The sequence below is a fragment of the Streptomyces sp. NPDC043996 genome (assembly GCF_056435225.1).
In genome coordinates this window covers 285,202-306,747 of the sequence record NZ_JBWKEY010000012.1, presented here as the reverse complement: position 1 = coordinate 306,747, position 21,546 = coordinate 285,202, and the positions used below count along the sequence as shown (strand labels likewise).

At 72.4% G+C, this 21,546-nt stretch carries 23 protein-coding genes; 15 read left to right on the top strand and 8 right to left on the bottom strand.

Translation table 11 applies throughout. The features are described from left to right. The first annotated feature begins 40 nt into the window (after window positions 1–40). From AC07A4_RS29630 to AC07A4_RS29605, 6 genes are all read left to right on the top strand, one after another. Entirely contained in the window at window positions 41–1,813 is a 1,773-nt protein-coding gene (locus tag AC07A4_RS29630) for an ABC transporter substrate-binding protein (protein WP_478604269.1), read from the top strand. A gap of 163 nt (window positions 1,814–1,976) precedes the next feature. Then, window positions 1,977–2,978, top strand: a complete 1,002-nt coding sequence (locus AC07A4_RS29625; protein ID WP_478604266.1) for an ABC transporter permease — start codon at window positions 1,977–1,979, stop codon at window positions 2,976–2,978. Further along, the gene (locus AC07A4_RS29620) at window positions 2,975–4,072 is read left to right on the top strand and encodes an ABC transporter ATP-binding protein (protein WP_478604263.1); all 1,098 of its coding nucleotides are present in this window, start codon (window positions 2,975–2,977) and stop codon (window positions 4,070–4,072) included. The genes AC07A4_RS29625 and AC07A4_RS29620 overlap by 4 nt, the downstream gene beginning before the upstream one ends. Before the next feature lie 53 nt (window positions 4,073–4,125). Continuing rightward, window positions 4,126–5,301 carry an ABC transporter ATP-binding protein gene (locus AC07A4_RS29615; RefSeq protein ID WP_478604260.1) on the top strand — a complete coding sequence of 392 codons (1,176 nt, stop codon included), beginning with the start codon at window positions 4,126–4,128 and terminating at the stop codon, window positions 5,299–5,301. A gap of 244 nt (window positions 5,302–5,545) precedes the next feature. Next, window positions 5,546–6,208: a trimeric intracellular cation channel family protein gene (locus AC07A4_RS29610; protein WP_478604258.1), complete on the top strand. Its 663-nt coding sequence runs from the start codon at window positions 5,546–5,548 to the stop codon at window positions 6,206–6,208. A 73-nt stretch (window positions 6,209–6,281) separates the two neighbouring features. Then, on the top strand, window positions 6,282–7,142 hold the full coding sequence (locus tag AC07A4_RS29605) for a thioesterase family protein (protein ID WP_478604255.1): 861 nt from the start codon (window positions 6,282–6,284) through the stop codon (window positions 7,140–7,142). A gap of 295 nt (window positions 7,143–7,437) precedes the next feature. Here the strand turns inward: AC07A4_RS29605 and AC07A4_RS29600 are convergent, their stop codons facing one another. From AC07A4_RS29600 to AC07A4_RS29590, 3 genes are all read right to left on the bottom strand, one after another. After that, window positions 7,438–8,493, bottom strand: coding sequence for a YeiH family protein (locus AC07A4_RS29600; protein WP_478604252.1), 1,056 nt, complete (start codon window positions 8,491–8,493; stop codon window positions 7,438–7,440). Beyond that, window positions 8,493–9,068 (bottom strand): cysteine dioxygenase family protein, encoded by a 576-nt coding sequence (locus AC07A4_RS29595; RefSeq protein ID WP_478604249.1) that lies wholly within the window; start codon window positions 9,066–9,068, stop codon window positions 8,493–8,495. Before AC07A4_RS29595 ends, AC07A4_RS29600 begins: the two co-directional genes overlap by 1 nt. 126 nt (window positions 9,069–9,194) lie before the next feature. After that, a complete protein-coding gene (locus AC07A4_RS29590; RefSeq protein ID WP_478604246.1) occupies window positions 9,195–10,100 on the bottom strand; it encodes a LysR family transcriptional regulator in 906 nt (301 codons plus the stop codon). A gap of 191 nt (window positions 10,101–10,291) precedes the next feature. On the opposite strand from AC07A4_RS29590, the gene AC07A4_RS29585 reads away from it, so the two are divergent. Continuing rightward, window positions 10,292–11,260, top strand: a complete 969-nt coding sequence (locus AC07A4_RS29585) for a helix-turn-helix transcriptional regulator (RefSeq protein WP_478604243.1) — start codon at window positions 10,292–10,294, stop codon at window positions 11,258–11,260. A 6-nt stretch (window positions 11,261–11,266) separates the two neighbouring features. Here the strand turns inward: AC07A4_RS29585 and AC07A4_RS29580 are convergent, their stop codons facing one another. Continuing rightward, complete coding sequence (locus tag AC07A4_RS29580; protein ID WP_478604240.1) at window positions 11,267–12,121, bottom strand: alpha/beta fold hydrolase; 855 nt, start codon at window positions 12,119–12,121, stop codon at window positions 11,267–11,269. Between the two features lie 22 nt (window positions 12,122–12,143). Then, a complete protein-coding gene (locus AC07A4_RS29575) occupies window positions 12,144–12,848 on the bottom strand; it encodes a TetR family transcriptional regulator (protein WP_478604237.1) in 705 nt (234 codons plus the stop codon). 111 nt (window positions 12,849–12,959) lie between these two features. Here AC07A4_RS29575 and AC07A4_RS29570 point away from each other — a divergent pair, with 111 nt between their 5' ends. The 3 genes from AC07A4_RS29570 (at window position 12,960) to AC07A4_RS29560 (ending at window position 14,819) form a co-directional block, all read left to right on the top strand. Then, window positions 12,960–13,112, top strand: coding sequence for a hypothetical protein (locus AC07A4_RS29570; RefSeq protein ID WP_478604234.1), 153 nt, complete (start codon window positions 12,960–12,962; stop codon window positions 13,110–13,112). 53 nt (window positions 13,113–13,165) lie between these two features. After that, window positions 13,166–13,555 (top strand): hypothetical protein, encoded by a 390-nt coding sequence (locus AC07A4_RS29565; protein ID WP_478604231.1) that lies wholly within the window; start codon window positions 13,166–13,168, stop codon window positions 13,553–13,555. A gap of 85 nt (window positions 13,556–13,640) precedes the next feature. After that, complete coding sequence (locus AC07A4_RS29560; RefSeq protein WP_478604228.1) at window positions 13,641–14,819, top strand: cysteine desulfurase family protein; 1,179 nt, start codon at window positions 13,641–13,643, stop codon at window positions 14,817–14,819. Between the two features lie 9 nt (window positions 14,820–14,828). Here the strand turns inward: AC07A4_RS29560 and AC07A4_RS29555 are convergent, their stop codons facing one another. Next, window positions 14,829–15,569 (bottom strand): N-acetylmuramoyl-L-alanine amidase, encoded by a 741-nt coding sequence (locus AC07A4_RS29555; RefSeq protein WP_478604226.1) that lies wholly within the window; start codon window positions 15,567–15,569, stop codon window positions 14,829–14,831. A gap of 61 nt (window positions 15,570–15,630) precedes the next feature. Between AC07A4_RS29555 and mnmA the strand changes: the two genes are divergently transcribed. The 3 genes from mnmA to AC07A4_RS29540 all read left to right on the top strand — a co-directional run bounded on the left by mnmA (window position 15,631) and on the right by AC07A4_RS29540 (window position 18,324). Beyond that, the gene (gene mnmA, locus AC07A4_RS29550) at window positions 15,631–16,770 is read left to right on the top strand and encodes a tRNA 2-thiouridine(34) synthase MnmA (RefSeq protein WP_478604223.1); all 1,140 of its coding nucleotides are present in this window, start codon (window positions 15,631–15,633) and stop codon (window positions 16,768–16,770) included. A gap of 94 nt (window positions 16,771–16,864) precedes the next feature. Then, window positions 16,865–17,599: a hypothetical protein gene (locus AC07A4_RS29545; RefSeq protein WP_478604220.1), complete on the top strand. Its 735-nt coding sequence runs from the start codon at window positions 16,865–16,867 to the stop codon at window positions 17,597–17,599. Further along, complete coding sequence (locus AC07A4_RS29540; RefSeq protein ID WP_478604217.1) at window positions 17,593–18,324, top strand: hypothetical protein; 732 nt, start codon at window positions 17,593–17,595, stop codon at window positions 18,322–18,324. The genes AC07A4_RS29545 and AC07A4_RS29540 overlap by 7 nt, the downstream gene beginning before the upstream one ends. A gap of 34 nt (window positions 18,325–18,358) precedes the next feature. Here AC07A4_RS29540 and AC07A4_RS29535 read toward each other — a convergent pair whose 3' ends face one another. Continuing rightward, the gene (locus AC07A4_RS29535; protein WP_478604353.1) at window positions 18,359–19,294 is read right to left on the bottom strand and encodes an NADP-dependent oxidoreductase; all 936 of its coding nucleotides are present in this window, start codon (window positions 19,292–19,294) and stop codon (window positions 18,359–18,361) included. 207 nt (window positions 19,295–19,501) lie between these two features. Here AC07A4_RS29535 and AC07A4_RS29530 point away from each other — a divergent pair, with 207 nt between their 5' ends. After that, window positions 19,502–20,521, top strand: coding sequence for a GlxA family transcriptional regulator (locus tag AC07A4_RS29530; RefSeq protein ID WP_478604214.1), 1,020 nt, complete (start codon window positions 19,502–19,504; stop codon window positions 20,519–20,521). Here AC07A4_RS29530 and AC07A4_RS29525 read toward each other — a convergent pair. After that, on the bottom strand, window positions 20,488–20,829 hold the full coding sequence (locus AC07A4_RS29525) for a DUF427 domain-containing protein (protein ID WP_478604211.1): 342 nt from the start codon (window positions 20,827–20,829) through the stop codon (window positions 20,488–20,490). The two genes, AC07A4_RS29530 and AC07A4_RS29525, sit on opposite strands and share 34 nt — an antisense overlap. 170 nt (window positions 20,830–20,999) lie before the next feature. Here AC07A4_RS29525 and AC07A4_RS29520 point away from each other — a divergent pair, with 170 nt between their 5' ends. Further along, window positions 21,000–21,539: an LOG family protein gene (locus AC07A4_RS29520; protein ID WP_478604208.1), complete on the top strand. Its 540-nt coding sequence runs from the start codon at window positions 21,000–21,002 to the stop codon at window positions 21,537–21,539. Window positions 21,540–21,546 lie beyond the last annotated feature (7 nt).

The following is a 21,546-nucleotide window of genomic DNA, read 5'->3' as shown; positions in this document are numbered from 1 at the left end:
CGATACGCCAGGGACCGCGAATCTGGAAGGTTGCGAGAAAATGCCCACACTTCCCCCGAAACGGCGGCTCGCCGCTGGCGCGGCCCTCGTCGTCGCGGCACTGGTGACCACCACGGCCTGCGGCGGTGGCGACGGAGACGGCGACGGCGACGGCAAGGGCGCCGGGTACAACGCCTCCGTGAACAAGGTTGCCAACGCGTCCAAGAAAAAGGGCGGCACCCTGCGCATGGTCGGCAAGCAGGACCTGGACTCGGCCGACCCGCAGCGCGCGTACTACGGCATGTCCTGGGACTTCATGCGCTTCTACACCCGCCAGCTGGTGTCGTACGACACCAAGCCGGGCAAGGCGGGCACGAAGCTGGTCCCCGACCTCGCCACGTCCACCGCGAAGATCTCGGCCGACGGCAAGACCTACACGTACACGCTGCGCGACGGCGTGACCTGGGAGGACGGCTCGCCGCTGACCTCCAAGGACGTCAAGTACGGGATCGAGCGCATCTGGGCCAAGGACACCATCACCGGCGGCCCCGGCTATCTGCGCCAGGCGCTCGACCCCAAGGGCGAGTACCCGGGTCCGTACAAGGACAAGTCGGCGGACAAGCTCGGTCTGAAGGCGATCCAGACGCCGGACGACAAGACCATCATCTTCAAGCTGCCCAAGCGCAACGGTGACTTCGAGCAGTTCCTCGCGATGCCGTCCGGCTCCCCGGTGAAGGCGTCGAAGGACACCAAGGCGAAGTACACCTCGCGGCCGTTCTCCGCGGGCCCGTACAAGTTCGACACGTACAAGCCCGGCAAGAAGATCATCCTGGTCCGCAACGAGAAGTGGTCGAAGGACTCGGACCCGATCCGCCCGGCGCTGCCCGACAAGATCGACGTCACCATCTCCGCCAACCTGGAGGAGAACGACAAGCGCCTGATGGCCGGCGACTACGACGTCGACCTCAACGGCACCGGCATGACCCAGTCCGGCCGCGTCACCGCCGTCCAGAAGCACCGCGACAGCGTCGACAACATGCACACGTCCTTCGTGCGCTACGTCGCCCTGGTCCACACGGCGGAGCCGTTCAACAACGTCCACTGCCGCAAGGCCGTCTTCTACGGCACGGACTTCGCGGGCCTGCAGCAGACCCGCGGCGGCAAGCTCGCCGCCGGTGACATCGCCAACAGCACCTTCCCCAAGGCGATCCCGGGCTACAGCGACTACGACCCGTACGGCGTGCTCGCGCGCAAGGGCAAGCCGGACGTCGCCAAGGCCAAGGACGAGCTCAAGAAGTGCGGCAAGCCGGGCGGCTTCAGCGCCAAGCTGACCGCGCGCAACAACAACCCGGGTGAGGTCGACGCCGCCGAGGCGCTGCAGGCCCAGCTCAAGAAGGTCAACATCGACATCGACGTCGAGTCCCTCGACGGTGCCGACTCGGCCAGCATCACCGGCTCGCCCTCCGTGGTGAAGAAGCGCGGCTACAGCATGCAGATGTCCGGCTGGGGCCCCGACTTCCCGTCCGGCCAGGGCTACGCGCAGCCGCTGTTCGACTCCCGCTTCCTGGTCGAGAACGGCAACTACAACGAGTCGCAGATCAAGGACAAGAAGGTCGACGGCCTCTTCAACAAGGCGATCGCGGAGACCGACCCGGTCAAGGCCGGTGAGATCTACAAGCAGCTCGACAAGCGCATCCTCGACCAGGCCGACTGGATGCCGTTCCTGTACGAGAAGAACATCACCTGGCGCGGGCCGCGGCTGACCAACGCCTACATGTCCGACGCCTACAACGGCCGGTACGACTACGTCTCGCTCGGCGTCAGCAGCAAGTAGCGCCGGACCGCCACGGCGGGGCTTGTCCCGCCGTGGCCCCCGTAGTTGATTGACCGTCACACCGCCGCCGATATCCGCCAGTCCGAAGGGCAGGTGATGGCCCCGGGCGGTGGCCCCGCACCCCTCACGAGGGGGCGGCGGGGCCACCGCCGGGCCGCGCACAGTGCTTGCTTACCTCATCCGGCGCCTGATCGCCGTCATCATCATGGTGCTGGTCGTACTGCTCGCGACCTTCACCGTCTTCTTCATGCTGCCCAAGTGGGCTGGACAGGACATCGCCGTCCTCTTCGCCGGAAAGCAGGCCGGAGCCGAGCAGCTCGAGGGCATCCGGACCAAGCTCGGCCTGGACGATCCGCTGATCGTCCAGTTCTGGGACTTCATCAAGGGCATCCCGATGGGCCGGGACTACGCCAACGGCAGTGACGTCACCCACTGCCCGGCCCCCTGCTTCGGCTACTCCTTCCGCACCGAGGCCCCCGTCTGGGAGACCCTCAAGGACGCCCTGCCCGTCACCGGCGCGCTCGCCGCCGGCGCCTGCGTCCTGTGGCTCGCCGCCGGTGTCGCCACCGGTGTGGTCTCCGCGCTCAAGCGGGGCACCATCTGGGACCGCGCCGCGATGACCACCGCCCTCGGCGGCGTCTCGCTCCCCGTTTTCTTCACCGGCATGGTCGCGATGGGGATCTTCGTCCACAACCTGGGCTGGGTGAAGATCGCCGACAGCCTCAGTACGGAGGACAGCCTGGACGTCTGGTTCCAGACGCTGATCCTGCCGTGGATCGTGCTCGCCTTCCTCAACGCCGCGATGTACGCGCGCCTGACCCGCGCCACCATGCTGGAGGTCCTCGGCGAGGACTACATCCGCACCGCGCGCGCCAAGGGCCTCGGCGAGTCCGTCGTCATCCGCAGACACGCCCTGCGCTCCGCGATGACGCCGATCCTCACCGTCTTCGGACTCGACCTCGGCGTCCTCATGGGCGGCGCCGTGCTCACCGAGTCCACCTTCAACCTTCCGGGCCTCGGCCTCGAAGCGGTCAGGGCCATCAGCAGCAAGGACCTGCCCGTGATCCTCGGCGTCACCCTGTGCGCGGCCCTCGCCATCGCCATCGCCAACCTCGTCGTGGACCTTCTGTACGCCGTCATCGACCCGCGAGTGAGGCTGGGATGACCGAACTGTCCAAGAGCGGCGCCGCGGTGGGCGAGCCCACCTCCGGTTCCGCCGCCCCCACCGCCTTCCTCGAGGTGCGCGACCTCAAGGTGCACTTCCCGACCGACGACGGCCTGGTCAAGTCCGTCGACGGGCTCAGCTTCACCCTGGAGAAGGGCCGCACGCTCGGCATCGTCGGCGAGTCGGGCTCCGGCAAGTCGGTGACCAGCCTCGGCATCCTCGGCCTGCACACGGCGGGCCAGTACGGCCGCCGCAAGGCCCAGCTGTCCGGCGAGATCTGGCTGAACGGCACCGAACTGCTCAGCGCCCCCGCGGACGAGGTGCGCAAGCTGCGCGGCCGCGAGATGGCGATGATCTTCCAGGACCCGCTGTCCGCGCTGCACCCGTACTACTCGATCGGCCGCCAGATCGTCGAGGCGTACCGCGTGCACAACGACGTGGACAAGAAGGTCGCCCGCAAGCACGCCATCGAGATGCTCGACCGCGTGGGCATCCCGGAGCCGAACAAGCGCGTCGACTCCTACCCGCACGAGTTCTCCGGCGGCATGCGCCAGCGCGCCATGATCGCGATGGCCCTGGTCAACAACCCCGAGCTGCTGATCGCCGACGAGCCGACCACCGCGCTCGACGTGACCGTGCAGGCGCAGATCCTCGACCTGATCCGCGACCTCCAGAAGGAGTTCGGCTCCGCGGTCATCATGATCACCCACGATCTGGGCGTCGTGGCGGAGATGGCCGACGAGCTCCTCGTGATGTACGGCGGCCGCTGCGTCGAGCGCGGCTCGGCCCAGGAGGTCTTCTACGAGCCCCAGCACCCCTACACCTGGGGCCTGCTCGGCTCGATGCCGCGCATCGACCGCGAGGAGACCGAGCGCCTGGTGCCGGTCAAGGGCTCCCCGCCCAGCCTCATCAACCTGCCGAGCGGCTGCGCCTTCAACCCGCGCTGCCCCTACGCCGACGTGCCCAAGGACCAGATCACGCGCAAGGAGCGCCCGGAACTGCGCGAGGTCGCCTCCGGCCACTTCTCGGCCTGCCACATGTCGCGCGAGGAGCGCACCCGGATCTGGACCGAAGAGATTGCGCCGAAGCTGTGACCGAGAAACGTGATGTCGCGCCGGAGAGCGCGGCGCCAGAGAAAGCCGGACAGATGACGATCCCGGAGCAGACGACGAAGCCGTCGGCGGCGAAGTCCGTGGAGCCGCTGCTCAAGGTCGAGGGCCTGGTCAAGCACTTCCCCATCAAGAAGGGGCTGCTCCAGCGCCAGGTCGCGGCCGTGCAGGCCGTCGACGGGCTGACCTTCGACGTACGGCCCGGTGAAACGCTCGGCGTCGTCGGCGAGTCCGGCTGCGGCAAGTCGACGATGGGCCGGCTCATCACGCGGCTGCTCGAACCGACCGGCGGCCGCGTCGAGTTCGAGGGCCACGACATCACGCACCTGGGCACCGCGCGGATGCGCCCGCTGCGCCGCGACGTCCAGATGATCTTCCAGGACCCGTACTCCTCGCTGAACCCGCGCCACACCATCGGCACCATCGTGGGCGCGCCGTTCAAGCTCCAGGGCGTCAAGCCCGAGGGCGGCCTGAAGAAGACCGTCCAGGACATGCTGGAGCGCGTCGGCCTGAACCCGGAGCACTACAACCGCTACCCGCATGAATTCTCCGGCGGCCAGCGCCAGCGCATCGGCATCGCGCGGGCCCTGGCCCTGCGGCCGAAGCTGGTGGTCGCCGACGAGCCCGTCTCCGCGCTCGACGTCTCCATCCAGGCCCAGGTGGTCAACCTCCTGGACGACCTCCAGGACGAGCTCGGCCTCACCTATGTGATCATCGCGCACGACCTGTCGGTCATCCGGCACGTCTCCGACCGCATCGCCGTGATGTACCTCGGCAAGATCGTCGAGCTGGCGGACCGCAAGGACTTGTACTCCAAGCCCATGCACCCCTACACCAAGGCGCTGCTCTCCGCGGTGCCGGTGCCCGACCCCAAGCGGCGCGGCGCCAAGAGCGAGCGCATCCTGCTGCGCGGCGACGTGCCCTCGCCGATCAACCCGCCCGCGGGCTGCCGCTTCCACACGCGCTGCTGGAAGGCGACGGAGATCTGCGCGGTCAAGGAGCCGCCGCTGCTCACCCTGGAGACCGGGCACCAGGTGGCCTGCCACCACCCGGAGAACGCGGCCGACCAGGCGCCGGAGGACACGAAGCTGCTCACGGCGGCGCGCGAGGCGATCGACGTGGTGACGGTCACGACGGCGGCCGACGAGGCCGAGGCTGCGCCCGCGGCTGCTTCTGAGGAGACCTCGGCCCCCAAGGACGCTGGCAAGGAGTGATCCGCCGCTTCGCGGCGGATGTTCCCCGCCCGCCCGCCCCTTTCGGGGCGAGCGGGCGGGGTGTTTTGAGCCCGTCCGGCGTTTGAGGACGAGCGTGCAGCGCGGAGAATCAAGCCCGTCCGGCGTTTGAGGACGAGCGCGCAGCGCGATGGGGGGTGCGGGCAGCGGGCCGAGCGGAGTGCGGGGAGCGGGAGCGCGGGCGCGGCCCGGTCGGGGGATCTCACCCGTTGGGTGAGAATGGCGCGTGCACGATTTGTTCAGCCCGTCGGTCCAGCACGCCCTGGACATCGTCGGCATCTTCGTCTTCGCGATCTCCGGCGCCCTGCTCGCCGTACGCAAGAACTTCGACGTCTTCGGCATCGCCGTCCTCGCCGAGGTCACCGCGCTCGGCGGCGGACTCTTCCGGGACCTGGTGATCGGCGCGGTCCCGCCCGCCGCGTTCACGGACCTCGGCTACTTCCTCACCCCGCTGCTCGCCGCCCTCCTCGTGTTCTTCCTGCACCCGGAGGTCGAGCGCACCCAGCTCGCGGTGAACGTCTTCGACGCGGCGGGCCTCGGCCTGTTCTGCGTCACGGGGACGGCGAAGGCGTACGACTACGGCCTCGGCCTCACCGCGTCCGCGACCCTCGGCCTCGCCACCGCCGTCGGCGGCGGCGTGCTGCGCGACATCGTCGCCAACGAGGTGCCGTCCCTGGTGCGCTGGGACCGCGACCTGTACGCGGTGCCCGCGATCGTGGGGGCCACGATCGTCGCGCTGTGCCTGAAGTACGACGCCCTGAACGGGTTCACCACGGCGCTGGCCATCATCACGGCGTTCGTGCTGAGGCTGCTCGCGATGCGCTACCACTGGCGGGCGCCGCGCGCGTGGAACCGGCGCTCGTCCGCCGCGGAGGAGGACGGGGCCTGACCGGCGCGGCAGCCGCCCAGGGGGCGGGAAGAAAAAGCTACCGCTCAGTAATTTCGTGTTGTACGTTACCCGCATGGCTGAAACAGCTCAGGCGCCCGCGGCGCGCGCGACGATCGGCAGCAGCGAATTCGACCGCGACACCGAGGTCGTCCCCCGGGGCGACGGTGTCTACGACGCCGACCTCTCGGCGGGCTGGACCATCATCAGCGCCGTCAACGGCGGCTATCTCCTCGCGATCGTCGGCCGCGCCCTGGCGCACGCGCTGCCGCACTCGGACCCGTTCACGGTGTCCGCGCACTATCTGACGGCCTCCGAGCCCGGGCCCGCCGTCATCCGCACCCAGCTCGTGCGCGACGGGCGCGGCCTGTCGACCGGGCAGGCCTCCCTCTTCCAGGAGGAGGGCGGGCGCGAGGTCGAGCGGCTGCGCGTCGTCGCCTCGTACGGAGACCTGGACGCGCTGCCCGACGACGTCCGCACCACGGCGTTGCCGCCCGCCCTTCCGCCCGCCGAGCAGTGCTTCGGCCCCGATGACGCGCCGGACCGCGGCGCGGTCCCCGGCAGCTCCGCGATCGCCGACCGGCTCTGGCTGAAGCTCGACCCGGCGACGCTCGGGTGGGCGCTCGGCCAGCCCTCGGGCAAGGGCGAGATGCGCGGCTGGTTCGGCCTGGCCGACGGGCGGGACGCGGATCCGCTGTCGCTGCTCCTGGCGGTGGACGCGCTGCCGCCGACGGCGTTCGAGATGGGCCTGTCCGGCTGGGTGCCCACGATCGAGCTCACCGCCCACGTCCGGGCCAGGCCCGCGCCCGGGCCGCTGCGGGTCTCCATCACCACGCGGAACCTGGCCGGGGGCTTCCTGGAGGAGGACGCGGAGGTATGGGACTCGGCGGACCGCCTGGTGGCGCAGTCACGCCAACTGGCCCGCGTGCGCCTCTGACCGGCGGGGGGATCAGGGTTCTCCTTCCCGCCCGCCCACCCGTGCGCCCCTGGGCCTCGAATCGCTGGCCTCGACGCGTGGCGCTGCGGGTGCGTGCGTGGATTCCGCCGCTACCGCGGCGGGGTTTCCCACCCGCCCGCCCGTGCGCCGTTGGGCTTCGACAGGGTCGCCTCGACGCGTGGCGCTGCGGGTGCGCTGTTTGCCTTGCCCGCTGTGGGCAGCTGGGCCGCCCAGAGGGCGGGACGGGTGGGCACAGCGCCGAAGCCGCCGGGTGGCCGGGTGCCGGGGGGTGCGGTCAGGCGGTCACGTACACCCCCGCGTACGACACCCCCGCCACCACCACCCACGCGCACAGCCCCACCAGGGCCACCCGCCCCCCGGTCCGCGCCAATGACCGGAGGTCCACCGCGCTGCCGAGGCCGAAGAGGGCCGCCCCCAGGAGGAGTTCCTGGGCCACGCCGGCGGCGTCGAGGGCGGGGTCGGGCAGCCACCCCGTGCTGCGGACGCCGACCATCAGCAGGAAACCGGCCACGAAGAGCGGCACCACGGCCGGCCGGCGCCCGGTCGCCGTGGTGCCCTGGGCGCGGGCGCGGGCCCGTACCGAGACGGCGACGGCGGCGACGAGCGGGGCCAGCATGGCCACCCGCATCAGCTTGACGAGCACACCCTCGCCGAGGGCGTCGCCCCCGGCGGTCTGCGCGGTCGCCACCACCTGCCCCACGTCGTGCACGCTGGCCCCGACCCACCGCCCGAACTCGGCGTCGGTCAGGCCGAGCGGCCCCTGCAGGAGAGGGAGCACGGCGATCGCAAGGGTGCCGCACAGCGTGACCACGGCCACGGACACGGCCGTGTCCCGCTCCTCGCTCTTGGACACATCGCTGACAGCACCGATCGCGGACGCCCCGCAGATCGAGTAGCCGGTGGCGATGAGCAGCGGCTGGTCGCCCGGGAGGCCGAGCCTGCGGCCGAGCCACCAGGTGCCGAAGAACGTGGCGGCGACCGTGGCGAGCACCATCGCGACGGTCTCCCAGCCGATCCCGAGCACATCACTGAGGCTGAGCTTGAGGCCGAGCAGGACGACGCCGACCCGCATCAGGCGCTTCGCGGCGAAGGTGAGCCCGGGCCGCGCGGCGCCGCGCACCAGGGCGCGGGTGCCGGGCGCGTGCGCGGCGGCGAGGCCGAGCACGATGGTGACGGTCAGCATCGGCAGGCCGGGCACGAGGCGGTGGGTCAGCCAGGCGAGCGCGACCGCGCCCGCGGCGAGCGCGAGCCCCGGGAGCGGCCCCGGCGCGGAGGGCGGGACCGGCGCGGGAGGTGCCGCCTTCGCCGGGCGGTGGCCGAGCAGCGCCATCAGCGGTCGGCCGGAAGGTCGTAGACCCGCCGCACGCTGCTGCCCAGGCGGGAGATGTCCGCGCCGTAGACGTGCAGGGAGATCGCGCGCCCGTCGCCCGCGTTCCACACCCGGTGGATGTCGCCGGGAGGGGCGAAGCCGCAGACCGCGCCGGTGGGGTTGACGACGTCCTCGGTGGCGATGAGCCGCGCGGAGGTGGCGGGCCCCGCCGCGGGCACGAGCCGGTAGCGCCGCTCGTGCTCCTCGCCCTCGTGCACGCCGGTGAGGCACCACGAGACGTGGTCGTGGACGGACGTGCGCTGGCCGGGCAGCCAGACCAGGGCGACGACGGAGAAGCTGCCGTCGGCCTCGGCGTGCAGGAGGTGCTGGCGGTAGCGGTCGGCGTGGCTCTCGCGGTGCTCGGGGGCGAGCAGGTCGTCCGCGCCGAGGTGCGGGGCCAGGCGCTCACCGACGAGATAGGCCGTCAGATCCGGCGGCAGGCCGCGGCCGACGGCCTCGCGGATGTCGCGTACGAGCGCGTCGAGCCGGTCGGTGGTGCGTATCGGCTTGGCGTGGTGCGCGGTGGGGGTGGTCATACGGGCAGCGTCGCGCGCACCACTCATTACGTCCAACGACAGTTTCTTCGCGGACAGTCAAAAAATGCTTATGGGTTGAGGCTTTGACAGGTCGGCGCGCGTCGAGGCCCGGCCGGGTCGGTGCGCTCAGCAGCCGACGCGGTTCGCCGCCACCGCCTTCAGCTCGTCGAGGACGAGGGCCGTCGCGGGAATCCGCAGGTGCTCCCGGAGCACGTACGCGGACACCTGCCGCCGTGACGCCGGGTCCAGGGGGCGGCCGGTGACGGAGCGGTGGCAGAGGAAGTTCAGGACGAGCCCCGGCATCATCGCGATGCCGAGCCCTTCGGAGACGAGGCTCTGGATGACGAGGTTGTCGTCCGTGGTGAAGGCGATGTCAGGGGCGAAGCCCTGCTCGGCGCACTCGTGCAGGAAGTTGGCCCGGCAGCGCAGGCACCCGGCGATCCAGCGCTCCTGCGACAGGTCGGCGAGCCGCACCGAGCGGCGCCGCGCCAGCGGGTGCCCGGTCGGCATCAGGACCGTCAACTGGTCCTCCATCAGCGGTACTTCCACGACCTCGTCCGGCACCTCCTCGCGCAGGCCGGGATAGGTGAAGGCCAGCGTGATGTCGGCGTCGCCGTGCACCAGGCGCTGCAGCGACTCCGGCGGCTCGTACTCCTGGAGCTCGACGCGGATGCCGCGGTGGACGCGGGCGAGGCGGGCCAGCGCCTCCGGTATCAGCGTGGCGGTGGCGCTCGGGAACGCGCACAGGCGGACGCGGCCGGTGCGCAGCCGGGTGATCGCGTTCATCTGCTGCTGGGCCGCGTCGATGTTGCCGAGGATGACGCCCGCGTGCCGGGACAGCGCCTCGCCCGCCTCGGTCAGCCGCATGCGGCGGCCGACGCGGGTGAACAGGACCGTGCCCGCGGACCGTTCGAGCGCTTTCATCTGCTGGGTGATCGCGGGCTGCGTATAGCCGAGCGAGCGGGCCGCGGCCGAGTAGGAGCCGGTGCGGACCACTTCGTGGAAGGACCTGATGTGCCGGGAGTCGAACACCTGCGAATCATAAGCAGAATTTGGGAAGACGTGAGGAGTGTTTCCCGTCGCTTTTGGATCGCCTCGTGCCGCTCAGGGGTGTCTCGTGTCGCTCGGGCCGTCCCGCCGGGTGTGGGTGTGGGTGTGGGTGTGGGTGCGGGTGCCGGTGCCGGTGCCTCTGCCGGTGTTCGCGCTGCGCGATCCTTGGGCGTGTGAAGTCCGACCGGCTGCTTTCGATCCTGCTGCTGCTCCAGACCCGTGGGCGGGTGCCCGCGCATGAGCTCGCCGAGCGTCTTGAGGTGTCCGTGCGCACCATCTACCGGGACGTCGAGGCGCTGTCGGCGGCCGGTGTCCCGGTGTACGCCGAGCGCGGGCGGCACGGCGGGATCGCTCTGCTTCCCGGCTACCGCACGGACGTCACGGGGCTGACCGCCGATGAGTCCCGCGCCCTGTTCCTGCTGGCCGCGCGGGGCGCGCACGCCGCCCTCGGCCTGGACGCGGCCCTTGGCTCCGCGCTGCGCAAGGTGATGGCGGCGCTGCCCGCGCCGCACCGCCCGGCCGCCGAACTGACGAGCCGCCGGATCCTGGTGGACGCCTCGCGCTGGGCGCGCGGCCCGGGGGCGGGTCCTTCCGCGGATCACCTCGGGGTGCTCCAGGACGCGGTGTTCGCCGACCGGCGCCTGCGGGTGCGGTACGCGCACGGCGGTTCGAGCGAGCCGCGGACGTACACCGTCGATCCTTACGGCCTGGTGTCCAAGGCGGGCGTCTGGTACCTGGTGGCCGATCTGCGGGGCGGGCCGCGGCTGTTCCGTGCCGACCGGGTGCGCGCGGCGGAGCTCACCGACGCGCCGGTGCGGCGCCGCGCGGGCGTGGAGCTCGCCGACGCCTGGGAGGCGCTGAAGCGGAGCGTCGAACGGCGCGCGGGCGGTGTCGAGGTGACGGCGCGGGTGCGGCGCGAGCGCTATGGCATGTTCCTGCGGCTGCACGGGGGCGCGCTGCTGCGGGTGCTCGACGGTGACGTCGGTGCGGGGGAGTGGGTCACCGTGCTCCTCGGCCTGGAGGCGGTGGGGGCGGTGCGGACGCTGCTGCCCTTCGCCGACCAGGTGGAGGTTCTTTCGCCGCCGGTGGCGCGGGAGGAGTTGGCGCGGGCCGCCGAGGCCGTCACCGCTCTGTACCAATGAGATCCGTCAGAGGCCCGCACTGAGGAAACGACCGAGCTCGCCCGTGAGTTCCGCCGGGGCGTCTTCTTGTACGAGATGTCCCGCGCCCTCGATGAGCCGCAGCTCGGCGCCGGGCACGAGCCCGGCGAGCTCGTGCCCGCGCGCCACCGGGATCCAGGTGTCCTCGGTGCCCCAGCAGATGAGGACGGGCAGCGCCAACTCCCCGTACCGGCCCTGGATCTCGTCGGTGAAGCGCTGGTCGTTCCGCTCGATCTGCCGGTAGAACGCGGGCCTGCCCGCCTCGGTGCACCAGGGCGCGACCAGGCGGTCCAGCACGCCGGGGTGCAGGCCGCGGTGGCTCGCCGAGCCCACGTACTCCCGTACCAACGCCTCGTGCAGCGCGGGCGGCAGTTGCCCGAACACCTCGGCGTGCTCACCGAGCAGCCGGTACGTGGGCGAGCCCCAGGGGGCGAGTGCCACCGGGTCGACGAGGGCGAGGCGGTCGTAGCGGGCGCCGTGCAGCAGGTGGGCGCGCAGCGCGACGCAGCCGCCGAAGTCATGGGCGACGACGGCCGGGCCCCGCGGTCCTTCCAGGCCCCAGTGGGCGAGCAGTTCGGTGAGCACCCCGCCCTGCGCGGCCAGGGACACGTCCTGCCCGGGGCGCATCTCCGAGGCGCCGTAGCCGGGCAGGTCCCACACGTACACGCGGTGCTCGCGCGCGAGGGCCCTCGCGACGCCCCGCCACACGTACGACGAGAAGGGCGTGCCGTGCACCAGGACGACGGGCCGCGCGTCCTCGGGGCCGAGCGCGGCCCAGCGGACGGCGCCGGAGGAGGAGGCGAAGGTCTGGTCGAGGGTCCAGTCGGCGTGGGCGCTTGTCATGAGTGAAGAGGCTAGTCGCCCCTTACGTGATCGTCGAGGGCCCGCGGGGCGTGCGCGTCGACGGCCCGGGTGCCGTCGGCTCCTTGCCGCCGTCGTCCGGCGTGTCGAGCCAGTGCTGGCGGCCCAGGCCCACGAGGCGCAGCTGGCTGCGGGCCGTGTCGCTGACCGCGCGCTCGTCGTCGGTCTCCAGGAGCGCGGACGCCGTCATCACCATGTGGTCCACGTACATCCGCGCGAGCATCAGCAGGTCGTCCCCGCTCCAGCCCGCCGCCTCCGGCTCCGTGGCGAACTGCGTCGCCACCTCCCGCGCGAACAGCGCGAGCTGGTCGCCGATCGCCTCCCGTACGGCCTTCACGCCCCCGTGCCGCTCGCGCGCGATGAAGCGGACGTGGGCCGGGTGCGCGCGCACGTACGAGGCGATCAGCTCGACCGCGCCCGCGATGCGCTCCTCGCCGTCCCCGGTCGCCGCCAGCATCGCCCCGAGCGTCGTGTGCAGGCTGCCGAGCGCCTCCTCGACCAGGGCGACGCCGAGGTCGGCGGTGTCGCGGAAGTGCCGGTAGAAGGCGGTGGGCGCGACGCCGACGGCGCGGGTGACCTCGCGCAGGCCGAGGCTGGACAGGCTCTGCTCCGCCAGGAGGCCGAGGGCGGCGTCCAGGAGTGCCTGCCTGGTCTTTTGCTTCTGGGCCTGCCGGGCGCCGACGGGGCGGCCGTCGAGGGTGTGACTCATGCCATGCAGTTAACAACTGTTCTCCGAGTTTTGAAAGCCGCGAGACGAGTAGGCTGACTAGTCAGTGAACAGTTGTAACCACAAGCGTTCACCGAAGAGAGGCGTTCCCTCATGCTGTTCCTCGTCGCCGCCCTCCTGCTCCTAGGCGTCGCCCTGGGCACCGTGGCGCACACCCCGCTGCCCGTCACGCTCGCCCTGGCCGCCGTCATCGGGCTGTGGCTCGCCGTCTTCGCGGTGCGCGAGCGCCGCGCGCGGCACCGCTGAGCGGCGCGTGCTCCGTCTCGTACGACATCCGCCTCACCCCGAGGAGTCGCACCATGGAACTCACCGCGCTGAAGCCGTGCGCGAAGTCATCCGCGAAGCCGGTCGCCGAGGCGTCCACGGAGCCGGTGGCTGGGCCGTCCACGGAGCCGGTCGCCGAGCCGTCCGCTGAGCCGTCCGCTGAGGGGGGCGGGTCGCGGCCCGTCGGGCGGCGGGACACCGACGGCATGGCCGTGGCCTCCTTCGTCCTCGGGCTGCTCGGTCTGCTCGTCCTGAACGTCGTGCTCGGGCCCGTCGCGATCGCCCTCGCCTGCGCCGCCCTGCGGGGCGGTACCGCCCGGCGGGGCCGGGCGCTGCTCGGGCTCGGGCTCGGCGTCGCCGACCTCGTCCTCCTCGCCGCTCTCGTCGTCGCCGACGGCACGGTCTCCTGGAGCCTCGCGGGCTGACCAGGACCGCGCGCGCCGGGGCGTGGTCCGGACCGGGCCACCGGGGTCCGGCCGCCGGGGCGCGGCTCGTAGAATCGTGCCCACCATGGCCTACCTCGACCACGCCGCGACCACGCCGATGCTCCCGGAGGCGATCGCGGCGATGACCGCGCAGCTCTCCGCCACCGGCAACGCCTCCTCGCTGCACGCGGCGGGCCGCCGGGCCCGGCGCACCGTCGAGGAGTCCCGCGAGACGCTCGCCGCCTCCCTCGGCGCCCGCCCCAGCGAAGTGGTGTTCACCTCCGGCGGCACCGAGGCCGACAACCTCGCGGTGAAGGGCCTGTACTGGTCCCGGCGGTACGCCGGAGAAGGTGCTCCGGCCCGCACCCGGGTCCTCGCCAGCCCCGTCGAGCACCACGCCGTCCTCGACGCCGTCGACTGGCTCGGCGAGCACGAGGGCGCCACCGTCGAGTACCTCCCCGTCGACGCGTACGGCCGCGTGCACCCCGAAGCCCTCCGCGAGGCCATCGCCCGCGACCCCGCCAGCGTCGCCCTCGCCACCGTCATGTGGGCCAACAACGAGATCGGCACCCTCCAGCCGGTGCGTGAACTGGCCGATGTCTGCGCCGAGTTCGACGTGCCCCTGCACGCCGACGCCGTCCAGGCCTTCGGGCAGGTGCCCGTCGACTTCGAGGCGTCCGGGCTCGCCGCGATGACCGTGTCCGGCCACAAGATCGGCGGCCCCTACGGCATCGGCGCGCTGCTGCTCGGCCGCGCCTACAGCCCCGTGCCCGTGCTCCACGGCGGCGGCCAGGAGCGGCATGTGCGCTCCGGCACCCTCGACGTGCCCGCGATCGCCGCCTTCGCCGTGGCCGGGCGGCTCGCCGCCGAGCGCCGCGAGCGGTTCGCCCTGGAGGTGGGCGCCCTGCGCGACGACCTCGTCGCCGCGGTCCGCGGCACCGTCCCCGACGCCCTGCTCGGCGGCGACCCGGACCCCGCGGGCCGGCTGCCCGCCAACGCCCACTTCACCTTCCCCGGCTGCGAGGGCGACTCGCTGCTCCTGCTCCTGGACGCCCAGGGCATCGCGTGCTCGACCGGCTCGGCCTGCACCGCGGGCGTCGCCCAGCCCAGCCATGTGCTGCTCGCCACCGGCACCGACCCCGACCTCGCGCGCGGCACGCTGCGCTTCTCCCTCGGCCACACCTCGACCAAGGCGGACGTCGACGCGGTGGCGGCGGCGATCGGGCCCGCGGTGGAGCGGGCGCGGACGGCGGGCCTCAGCTGACGGCGGGCCTCAGCTAGGCGTCGCGCTCGCTCTGGAGCGGGCGGGTCTGTGCCGTTCCCGCCGCACGAGGCGCAGATAGCGGTCCCAGTCCCAGTGCGGTCCCGGGTCGGTGTGGTCCGTGCCGTCGACCTCCACGTGGCCGATGATGTGCTCGCGGTCCACCGGGATGTCGTACCGCTCGCAGATCCCGGCCGTGAGCCGCGCCGATGACGCGTACATCGCGGGGGTGAAGGACTCCTTCTTGTCGACGAAGCCCTCGTGCTCGATGCCCACGCTGCGTTCGTTCATGTCCCTGCTGCCCGCGTGGAACGCCACGTCGAGCTCGCGGATCATCTGCGCTATGTGGCCGTCCTTGCGGACCACGTAGTGCGCGGCGGCGCCGTGGCCCGGGTCCTTGAACACCTTCAGCGCCGTCGCGTACCCGCCCTGGACCACGTGGATCACCACGCGGTCGATGTCGTAGTCGGAGGGGCGGTCCGCGCGCCGCCAGTTCGCGCTGGAGGCCGCTATCCACTGGGCGCCGGGGGCGTCCACCGCGCCCTCCTCGCGCTTCTTCACCACCCCGGGCAGGCGCCACCACAGGCGGCCCAGCTCGTCCCGGGCCAGGACGGCGGCGCCGAGGCCCACCGCGGCGCCGCCGATCAGCAGGGCGCGCCTGCCCGGGCCGCGCCGGGGCTCGGGAGGCACGCTCGCGCCGCCGTCCGTGCCTGAGCCCTTCTCGGTCTCGTCCTTCTCGCTCTCGTCCCCCATGTGATCGTCAACGGATACGAACGGGCGGGAGGTTCCCGTCGACCCGTACCCTGTTAGGGCTATGACTTCGCAGACCCCGCCGCGCACCAGCCGCCCGCTCCGTGTCCTCGCCGCCATGTCCGGCGGTGTGGACTCCGCCGTCGCCGCCGCCCGCGCCGCCGAAGCCGGGCACGACGTGACCGGCGTGCACCTCGCGCTCTCGGCGAACCCGCAGTCGTTCCGCACCGGCGCGCGCGGGTGCTGCACCATCGAGGACTCCCGTGACGCGCGCCGCGCCGCCGACGTCATCGGCATTCCGTTCTACGTCTGGGACCTCGCCGAGCGCTTCCGCGAGGACGTCGTCGAGGACTTCATCGCCGAGTACGAGGCCGGGCGCACCCCCAACCCCTGCCTGCGCTGCAACGAGAAGATCAAGTTCGCCGCGCTCCTGGACAAGGCCCTCGCCCTCGGCTTCGACGCGGTCTGCACCGGCCACTACGCGCAGGTGATCGTCCGCGAGGACGGCACGCGCGAGCTGCACCGCGCCTCGGACATGGCCAAGGACCAGTCGTACGTGCTCGGCGTCCTGGACGACCGCCAGCTCGCCCACGCGCTGTTCCCGCTCGGCGACACGGTGACGACGAAGGACGAGATCCGCGCGGAGGCCGAGCGCCGGGGCCTCGCGGTCGCGAAGAAGCCGGACTCCCACGACATCTGCTTCATCGCCGACGGTGACACCCAGGGCTTCCTCGCCTCCCGCCTCGGCAAGGCCGAGGGCGACATCGTCGACGAGTCCGGCGCGGTCGTCGGCTCCCACGAGGGCGCGTTCGGCTTCACCATCGGCCAGCGCAAGGGCCTCAGGATCGGCACGCCCGCCCCCGACGGCAAGCCGCGCTACGTCCTGGACATCTCGCCGGTGAACAACACGGTGACGGTCGGCCCCGCCGCCGCCCTGGACGTGACCGCCCTGACGGCCATCAAGCCCCGCTGGTGCGGGGCGGCCCCCTCCGGAGTGGGCACCTACACCGCGCAGCTGCGCGCCCACGGCGACGAGACGCCGGTCACGGCGGAGCTGACGGCCGACGGCGAGCTGCGGGTCTCCTTCGCGGAGCCGGTGCGGGGCGTCGCCCCCGGCCAGGCGATCGTCCTGTACGACGGCACGCGTGTGGTGGGCTCGGCGACGATCGCCACGACGCGGCGGGCCGCGGCGGCGGCTGTCTGACCCTCCGGGGCTCGGGCGGCGGCCGTCTGATCCCCCGGGGCCTCATTTATGCCGCGTTGACCAGCCGTTGATCATCATGCGGTGACATGGCCGCATGATCTCCAGCAGACCCCCGGCGCGCGCTGCCCGACGCGGAGCGTCCCTCTTCACGGCAGCGCTCGCCGCCACCCTCGCCCTCGGCACCCTGGCGACCGGAGCCGTGGCCCAGCCGCGCCCGGACGCCCCGCGGGCGACCACGCCCACGCCGTCCCACCCGGGGCCCCCGAAGGCCGTCCAGCTCAAGAAGGGCGACAAGAAGGTCCCCGTGCTGCCGTCGGCGCCCCTGAAGGGCCTGCCCACGCTCCAGGAGGCCAAGAAGAAGGGGCTCCTGGCGGGGCCGGTGAAGTCCAAGGGCGGGGTGACGGCGCAGGCCTTCCCCGAAGCGAACTGCTCCGAACCGCCGCAGGGCTGGGGCTACCACGACTACCTCAAGCCCGGTGAGTGCCTGACCCAGGGCAAGTTCATCGCCGCCTACATCCACACCCTGATGTGGTACGAGCTGTGGGTCCAGGAGGACGGCAACGTCGTCCTCTACAGGAACGACTCGGGTTACCGACCGGTCTGGCAGACCAACACCCGTGGTTGGAACGTGTCGCTGTGGATGCAGCGGGACGGCAACGTCGTCGTCTACGACGGCCAGGGCAATCCCCTGTGGAACCTGGGGACGCACGGGTGCGGCGACTGGGGCGCGTGGCTGCGGGTCCAGGCGGACGCCAACCTCGTCCTCTACGACCGCGACTGGGGCCCCCTCTGGGCGCGCTTCGACGGCCCCTCCACCCGCCCGTGCTGACGAAAGCCGACACCTCCATGAACCGCCGCACCACTCTGGTCACCACGGCGCTCACCGCCGTCCTCGCCCTGGGGTCCCTGGCTCCCGCCGCCACGGCCCAGTCGCGCCCCGATGCCACCCGGGCGAGCGCGCCCACGGCACCCCACCCGGTCCCCCCGAAGTCCGTCCGCCCGAAGAAGGGCGACAAGGTCCCCACGCTGCCGTCGGCGCCCCTGAAGGGCCTGCCCACGCTCCAGGAGGCCAGGAAGAAGGGGCTCCTCTCGGGGCCGGTGCGCTCCAAAGGCGCGGTGAAGCCGTCGGCCTTCCCCGACTCCGGCTGCTCCACACCCCCGCAGGGCTGGGGCTACCACGACTACCTGAAGCCGGGGGAGTGCCTCACCCGGAACAAGTACATTGCGGTCAGCATCGAGCTGGGGTGGCGCTGGTACGAGCTGTGGGTCCAGGACGACGGCAACGTCGTCCTCTACGACCACGACGTCACCAAGTACACCCCGGTCTGGGAGACCGACACCCGCGGCTGGAACGTGTCGCTGTGGATGCAGCGGGACGGGAACGTCGTCGTCTACGACGGCCAGGGCAATCCCCTGTGGAACCTGGGGACGCACGGGTGCGGCGGCCGGGACGCGTGGCTGCGGGTTCAGGCGGACTCCAACATCGTCCTGTACGACCGCGACTGGCGGGCGCTCTGGGCACGCTACGACGGCCCCTCGTCGCGGCCCTGCTGAGCCGCTGAGCGCGGCCTGAAGGGGGCGCGGCCGGTCAGGTCACCTGGAGCACGATCTTGCCCTGGGTGCGGCCGCGCTCTCCGTAGGCGTGCGCCTCGGCCGCGTTCTCCAGGGGCAGCACCTTGTCGATCTCCGCGCGCAGCTTGCCCTCCTCCACCAGGCGGGCGATCTCCAGCATGCCGTGGCGGTCGGGCTCGACGACCGTCCAGCCCGCGTGGACGCCGAGCTCCGCCGCCCGCGCGGCGTCGGGGAGCCCGCCCGGGTCGGGGAGGGTGACCAGGTGGCCGCCCCGGCGAAGGACGGGCAGCGACCGGGGGCCGTACTCGCCGCCGACCCCGTCCAGGACGACGTCGACGTCCCGCAGCGCCTGCGCGAAGTCCGTCGTCGTGTAGTCGATCAGCTCGTCCGCGCCGAGGCCCCGCAGGAAGTCGTGCTTGTCGGCGCGCGCCGTGCCGATGACGTACGCGCCGTGCGCCTTGGCGATCTGCACGGCCAGGTGGCCCACACCGCCCGCGGCGGCGTGGATCAGGACCCGCTGCCCGGCGCGCAGGCCCGCCGTCTCGACCAGGCCCTGCCAGGCGGTCAGCGCGGCCAGCGGCAGAGCGGCCGCCTGGACGTGGTCGACGGCGGCGGGCTTGCGCGCGAAGCGGCGCGCGGGCGCGGTCACGTACTCGGCGTAGCCGCCCGCCTGCTCCGGGAAGCGTGGCATGCCGAACACCTCGTCACCCGGCGCGAAGAGGGTCACCCCGGGGCCCACGGCCTCGACGGTTCCCGAGACGTCGTAGCCGAGGATCGGCGTGTCGCCCCAGGTGCCGAACGCGCCCGCGGCACGCGTCTTCCAGTCGACGGGGTTCACGCCCGCCGCGTGCACCTTGACCAGGATCTCGGTGAGCCCCGGCTCGGGGCGGTCCACCTCTACGGTGACCAGGACGTCGGGGGCGCCCCACGCGCGCGGGCTGACGGCACGCATGGTCGGGCGGGGCGAGTGGGCCGGGGGCGTCGAGGTCGTCGAGGTCGTCGAGAGGGTCGAGGGGGCCGGGTGGTCGCTGGGGGAGCTCATTGGTCTTGATCCTTTGCGGTGAGCGGGCGCCGGAGTACCGGCGGGCGATCACCAGCGTGCGGCCCGGCGGCCCACCGTGGTGCTGGCAGTTTGGCCATGATGTGACAGGATCTGGCCATGAGCTCGTTCACCGCACCCGGCCGCCCCCACCGCGTCGCCGTCCTGGCCCTGGACGGCGTGTACGCCTTCGAGCTGGGCATCGCCTCGCGCGTCTTCGGCAACGCGGAGGACGCGGCGGGGCGGCCGCTGTACGAGGTCGTGGTGTGCACGGCGGACGGGCGCCCCGTGTGGACCGACGCGGGCTTCTCCGTGGCCGTCGAGCACGGCCCCGAGGCGCTCGGGGACGCCGACACCGTGGTGATCCCGCCCGCGACCCCCTGCGACCGGGCATCGGCGGCCGACGGCCTGCCCGCGCCGCTGGCCGCCGCGTTCGCGCGGGTGCGCCCGGGCACGCGCCTGGTGTCGTTCTGCAGCGCCTCGTTCGTCCTGGCGGCGGCGGGGCTGCTCGACGGGCGGCCCGCGACGACGCACTGGCAGGTCGCCGAGCGCTTCCGGCGCGAGTTCCCGCGCGTACGGCTCGACGAGGACGTGCTCTTCGTGGACGACGGCGACATCCTCACCTCGGCGGGCGTCGCCGCCGGGGTCGACCTGTGCCTGCACCTGGTGCGCCGCGACCACGGCAGCGCCGTCGCCAACCACGTGGCCCGCCGCTGCGTCGTGCCGCCGTGGCGCGACGGCGGACAGGCCCAGTACATCGAACGGCCCGTCCCCGAGCCCACGGTCGCCACCACGGCGCCCACGCGCGCGTGGGCGCTCGAACGCCTCCAGGAGCCGCTGACGCTCGGTGAGATGGCGGACCACGCGCGCATGAGCCTGCGCACGTTCACGCGCCGGTTCCGCGACGAGGTGGGCACCACGCCGGGCCGCTGGCTCACGGCCCAGCGCATCGAGGTCGCCCGCCATCTACTGGAGACCAGCGACCTCTCCATCGACCTGGTGGCCCACCGCGCCGGGTTCGGCACCGCCAACTCCCTGCGGCAGCACATGCGTTCCGTGCTCGGCGTGTCGCCCGCCGCCTACCGCAGGACGTTCACGGCCGTCCCTCAGGAGGCCTCGGCCACCTCCTCGGCCCCGTAGAAGCACAGGTGGTCCTTGATCTCGGCCACCTCGGCCTTGGGCTCCGGATACGCCCACACCTGGTCCTCGCCGCCCGGCAGCGACCAGTAGGAGGCCGTGCCCTTGAAGGGGCAGTACGTGTGCGTGCCGGACGGTGTGAGCAGATCGGTGCGCACGTCCTGTGGCGGCAGGTAGTAGCGCACCGGGCAGCCCGTCTCGCGCAGCACCAGGGGGCGCTTGCTCTCCGCCACGACCTGCCCGTCGTGCTCCACGCGCACGTGCTGCGTGCCCTGCTCGATGGTGATGCGATGTCCTGCGGTCACGGTCATCCCTTTCGCTTGGGTCGCTTCGTAGAGCCTCGTAGAGCCTCATAGGGCTTCGAAGGGCCTCGTACGCCTCGTACAGCGCGCGCGGCGGCGGTCTTCTTCCGCCGCCTGCCCCCTGCCGCCCCCCGCCCGCCGCCAGCCGGGCTGTCAGTGGCGGCACGTACGGTGAGCCCATGAACATCTGCGTCTTCCTTTCCGCCGCCGACCTGTCCGAGACCTACACCCGCCCCGCCCGCGAGTTCGCCGAGCTGCTGGGCAAGGGCGGCCACACCCTGGTGTGGGGCGGCTCGGACGTGGGCCTGATGAAGGTTGTGGCGGACGGCGTGCAGGAGGCGGGCGGCCGTCTCGTGGGGGTCTCCGTCGACTTCCTCGCCGCCAAGGCCCGGCCGGGCGTGGACGACATGGTGATAGCCGAGGACCTCGCCGAGCGGAAGGCGCTGCTCCTGGAGAAGGCCGACGCGGTCGTGGTCATGGTCGGCGGCACGGGCACCCTCGACGAGGCCACCGAGATCCTGGAGCTGAAGAAGCACGGCAAGCAGGACAAGCCAGTGGTGCTGCTCAACACGGCGGGCTTCTACGACGGATTGAAGCAGCAGTTCCGCCGCATGGAGGACGAGGGCTTCCTGCCGGTGCCGCTGACCGACCTGGTGTTCTTCGCCGAGGAGCCGGTGGGCGCGCTGGCCTACCTGGAGGAGTCCACGGGCGTGCGCTGAGCCCTGG

Bases quoted from the DNA above. Each gene is read 5' to 3' on its own strand.
- AC07A4_RS29600 (WP_478604252.1), bottom strand. From the start codon at position 8,493: ATGGCGCTGCTCGGCCACCGCCCGGCGAAGGCGGCACCTCCCGCGCCG.
- AC07A4_RS29520 (WP_478604208.1), top strand. From the start codon at position 21,000: ATGAACATCTGCGTCTTCCTTTCCGCCGCCGACCTGTCCGAGACCTAC.
- AC07A4_RS29615 (WP_478604260.1), top strand. From the start codon at position 4,126: ATGACGATCCCGGAGCAGACGACGAAGCCGTCGGCGGCGAAGTCCGTG.
- AC07A4_RS29595 (WP_478604249.1), bottom strand. From the start codon at position 9,068: ATGACCACCCCCACCGCGCACCACGCCAAGCCGATACGCACCACCGAC.
- AC07A4_RS29570 (WP_478604234.1), top strand. From the start codon at position 12,960: ATGCTGTTCCTCGTCGCCGCCCTCCTGCTCCTAGGCGTCGCCCTGGGC.
- AC07A4_RS29555 (WP_478604226.1), bottom strand. From the start codon at position 15,569: ATGGGGGACGAGAGCGAGAAGGACGAGACCGAGAAGGGCTCAGGCACG.
- AC07A4_RS29535 (WP_478604353.1), bottom strand. From the start codon at position 19,294: ATGCGTGCCGTCAGCCCGCGCGCGTGGGGCGCCCCCGACGTCCTGGTC.
- AC07A4_RS29620 (WP_478604263.1), top strand. From the start codon at position 2,975: ATGACCGAACTGTCCAAGAGCGGCGCCGCGGTGGGCGAGCCCACCTCC.
- mnmA (WP_478604223.1), top strand. From the start codon at position 15,631: ATGACTTCGCAGACCCCGCCGCGCACCAGCCGCCCGCTCCGTGTCCTC.
- AC07A4_RS29575 (WP_478604237.1), bottom strand. From the start codon at position 12,848: ATGAGTCACACCCTCGACGGCCGCCCCGTCGGCGCCCGGCAGGCCCAG.
- AC07A4_RS29545 (WP_478604220.1), top strand. From the start codon at position 16,865: ATGATCTCCAGCAGACCCCCGGCGCGCGCTGCCCGACGCGGAGCGTCC.
- AC07A4_RS29580 (WP_478604240.1), bottom strand. From the start codon at position 12,121: ATGACAAGCGCCCACGCCGACTGGACCCTCGACCAGACCTTCGCCTCC.
- AC07A4_RS29525 (WP_478604211.1), bottom strand. From the start codon at position 20,829: ATGACCGTGACCGCAGGACATCGCATCACCATCGAGCAGGGCACGCAG.
- AC07A4_RS29560 (WP_478604228.1), top strand. From the start codon at position 13,641: ATGGCCTACCTCGACCACGCCGCGACCACGCCGATGCTCCCGGAGGCG.
- AC07A4_RS29630 (WP_478604269.1), top strand. From the start codon at position 41: ATGCCCACACTTCCCCCGAAACGGCGGCTCGCCGCTGGCGCGGCCCTC.
- AC07A4_RS29605 (WP_478604255.1), top strand. From the start codon at position 6,282: ATGGCTGAAACAGCTCAGGCGCCCGCGGCGCGCGCGACGATCGGCAGC.
- AC07A4_RS29530 (WP_478604214.1), top strand. From the start codon at position 19,502: ATGAGCTCGTTCACCGCACCCGGCCGCCCCCACCGCGTCGCCGTCCTG.
- AC07A4_RS29565 (WP_478604231.1), top strand. From the start codon at position 13,166: ATGGAACTCACCGCGCTGAAGCCGTGCGCGAAGTCATCCGCGAAGCCG.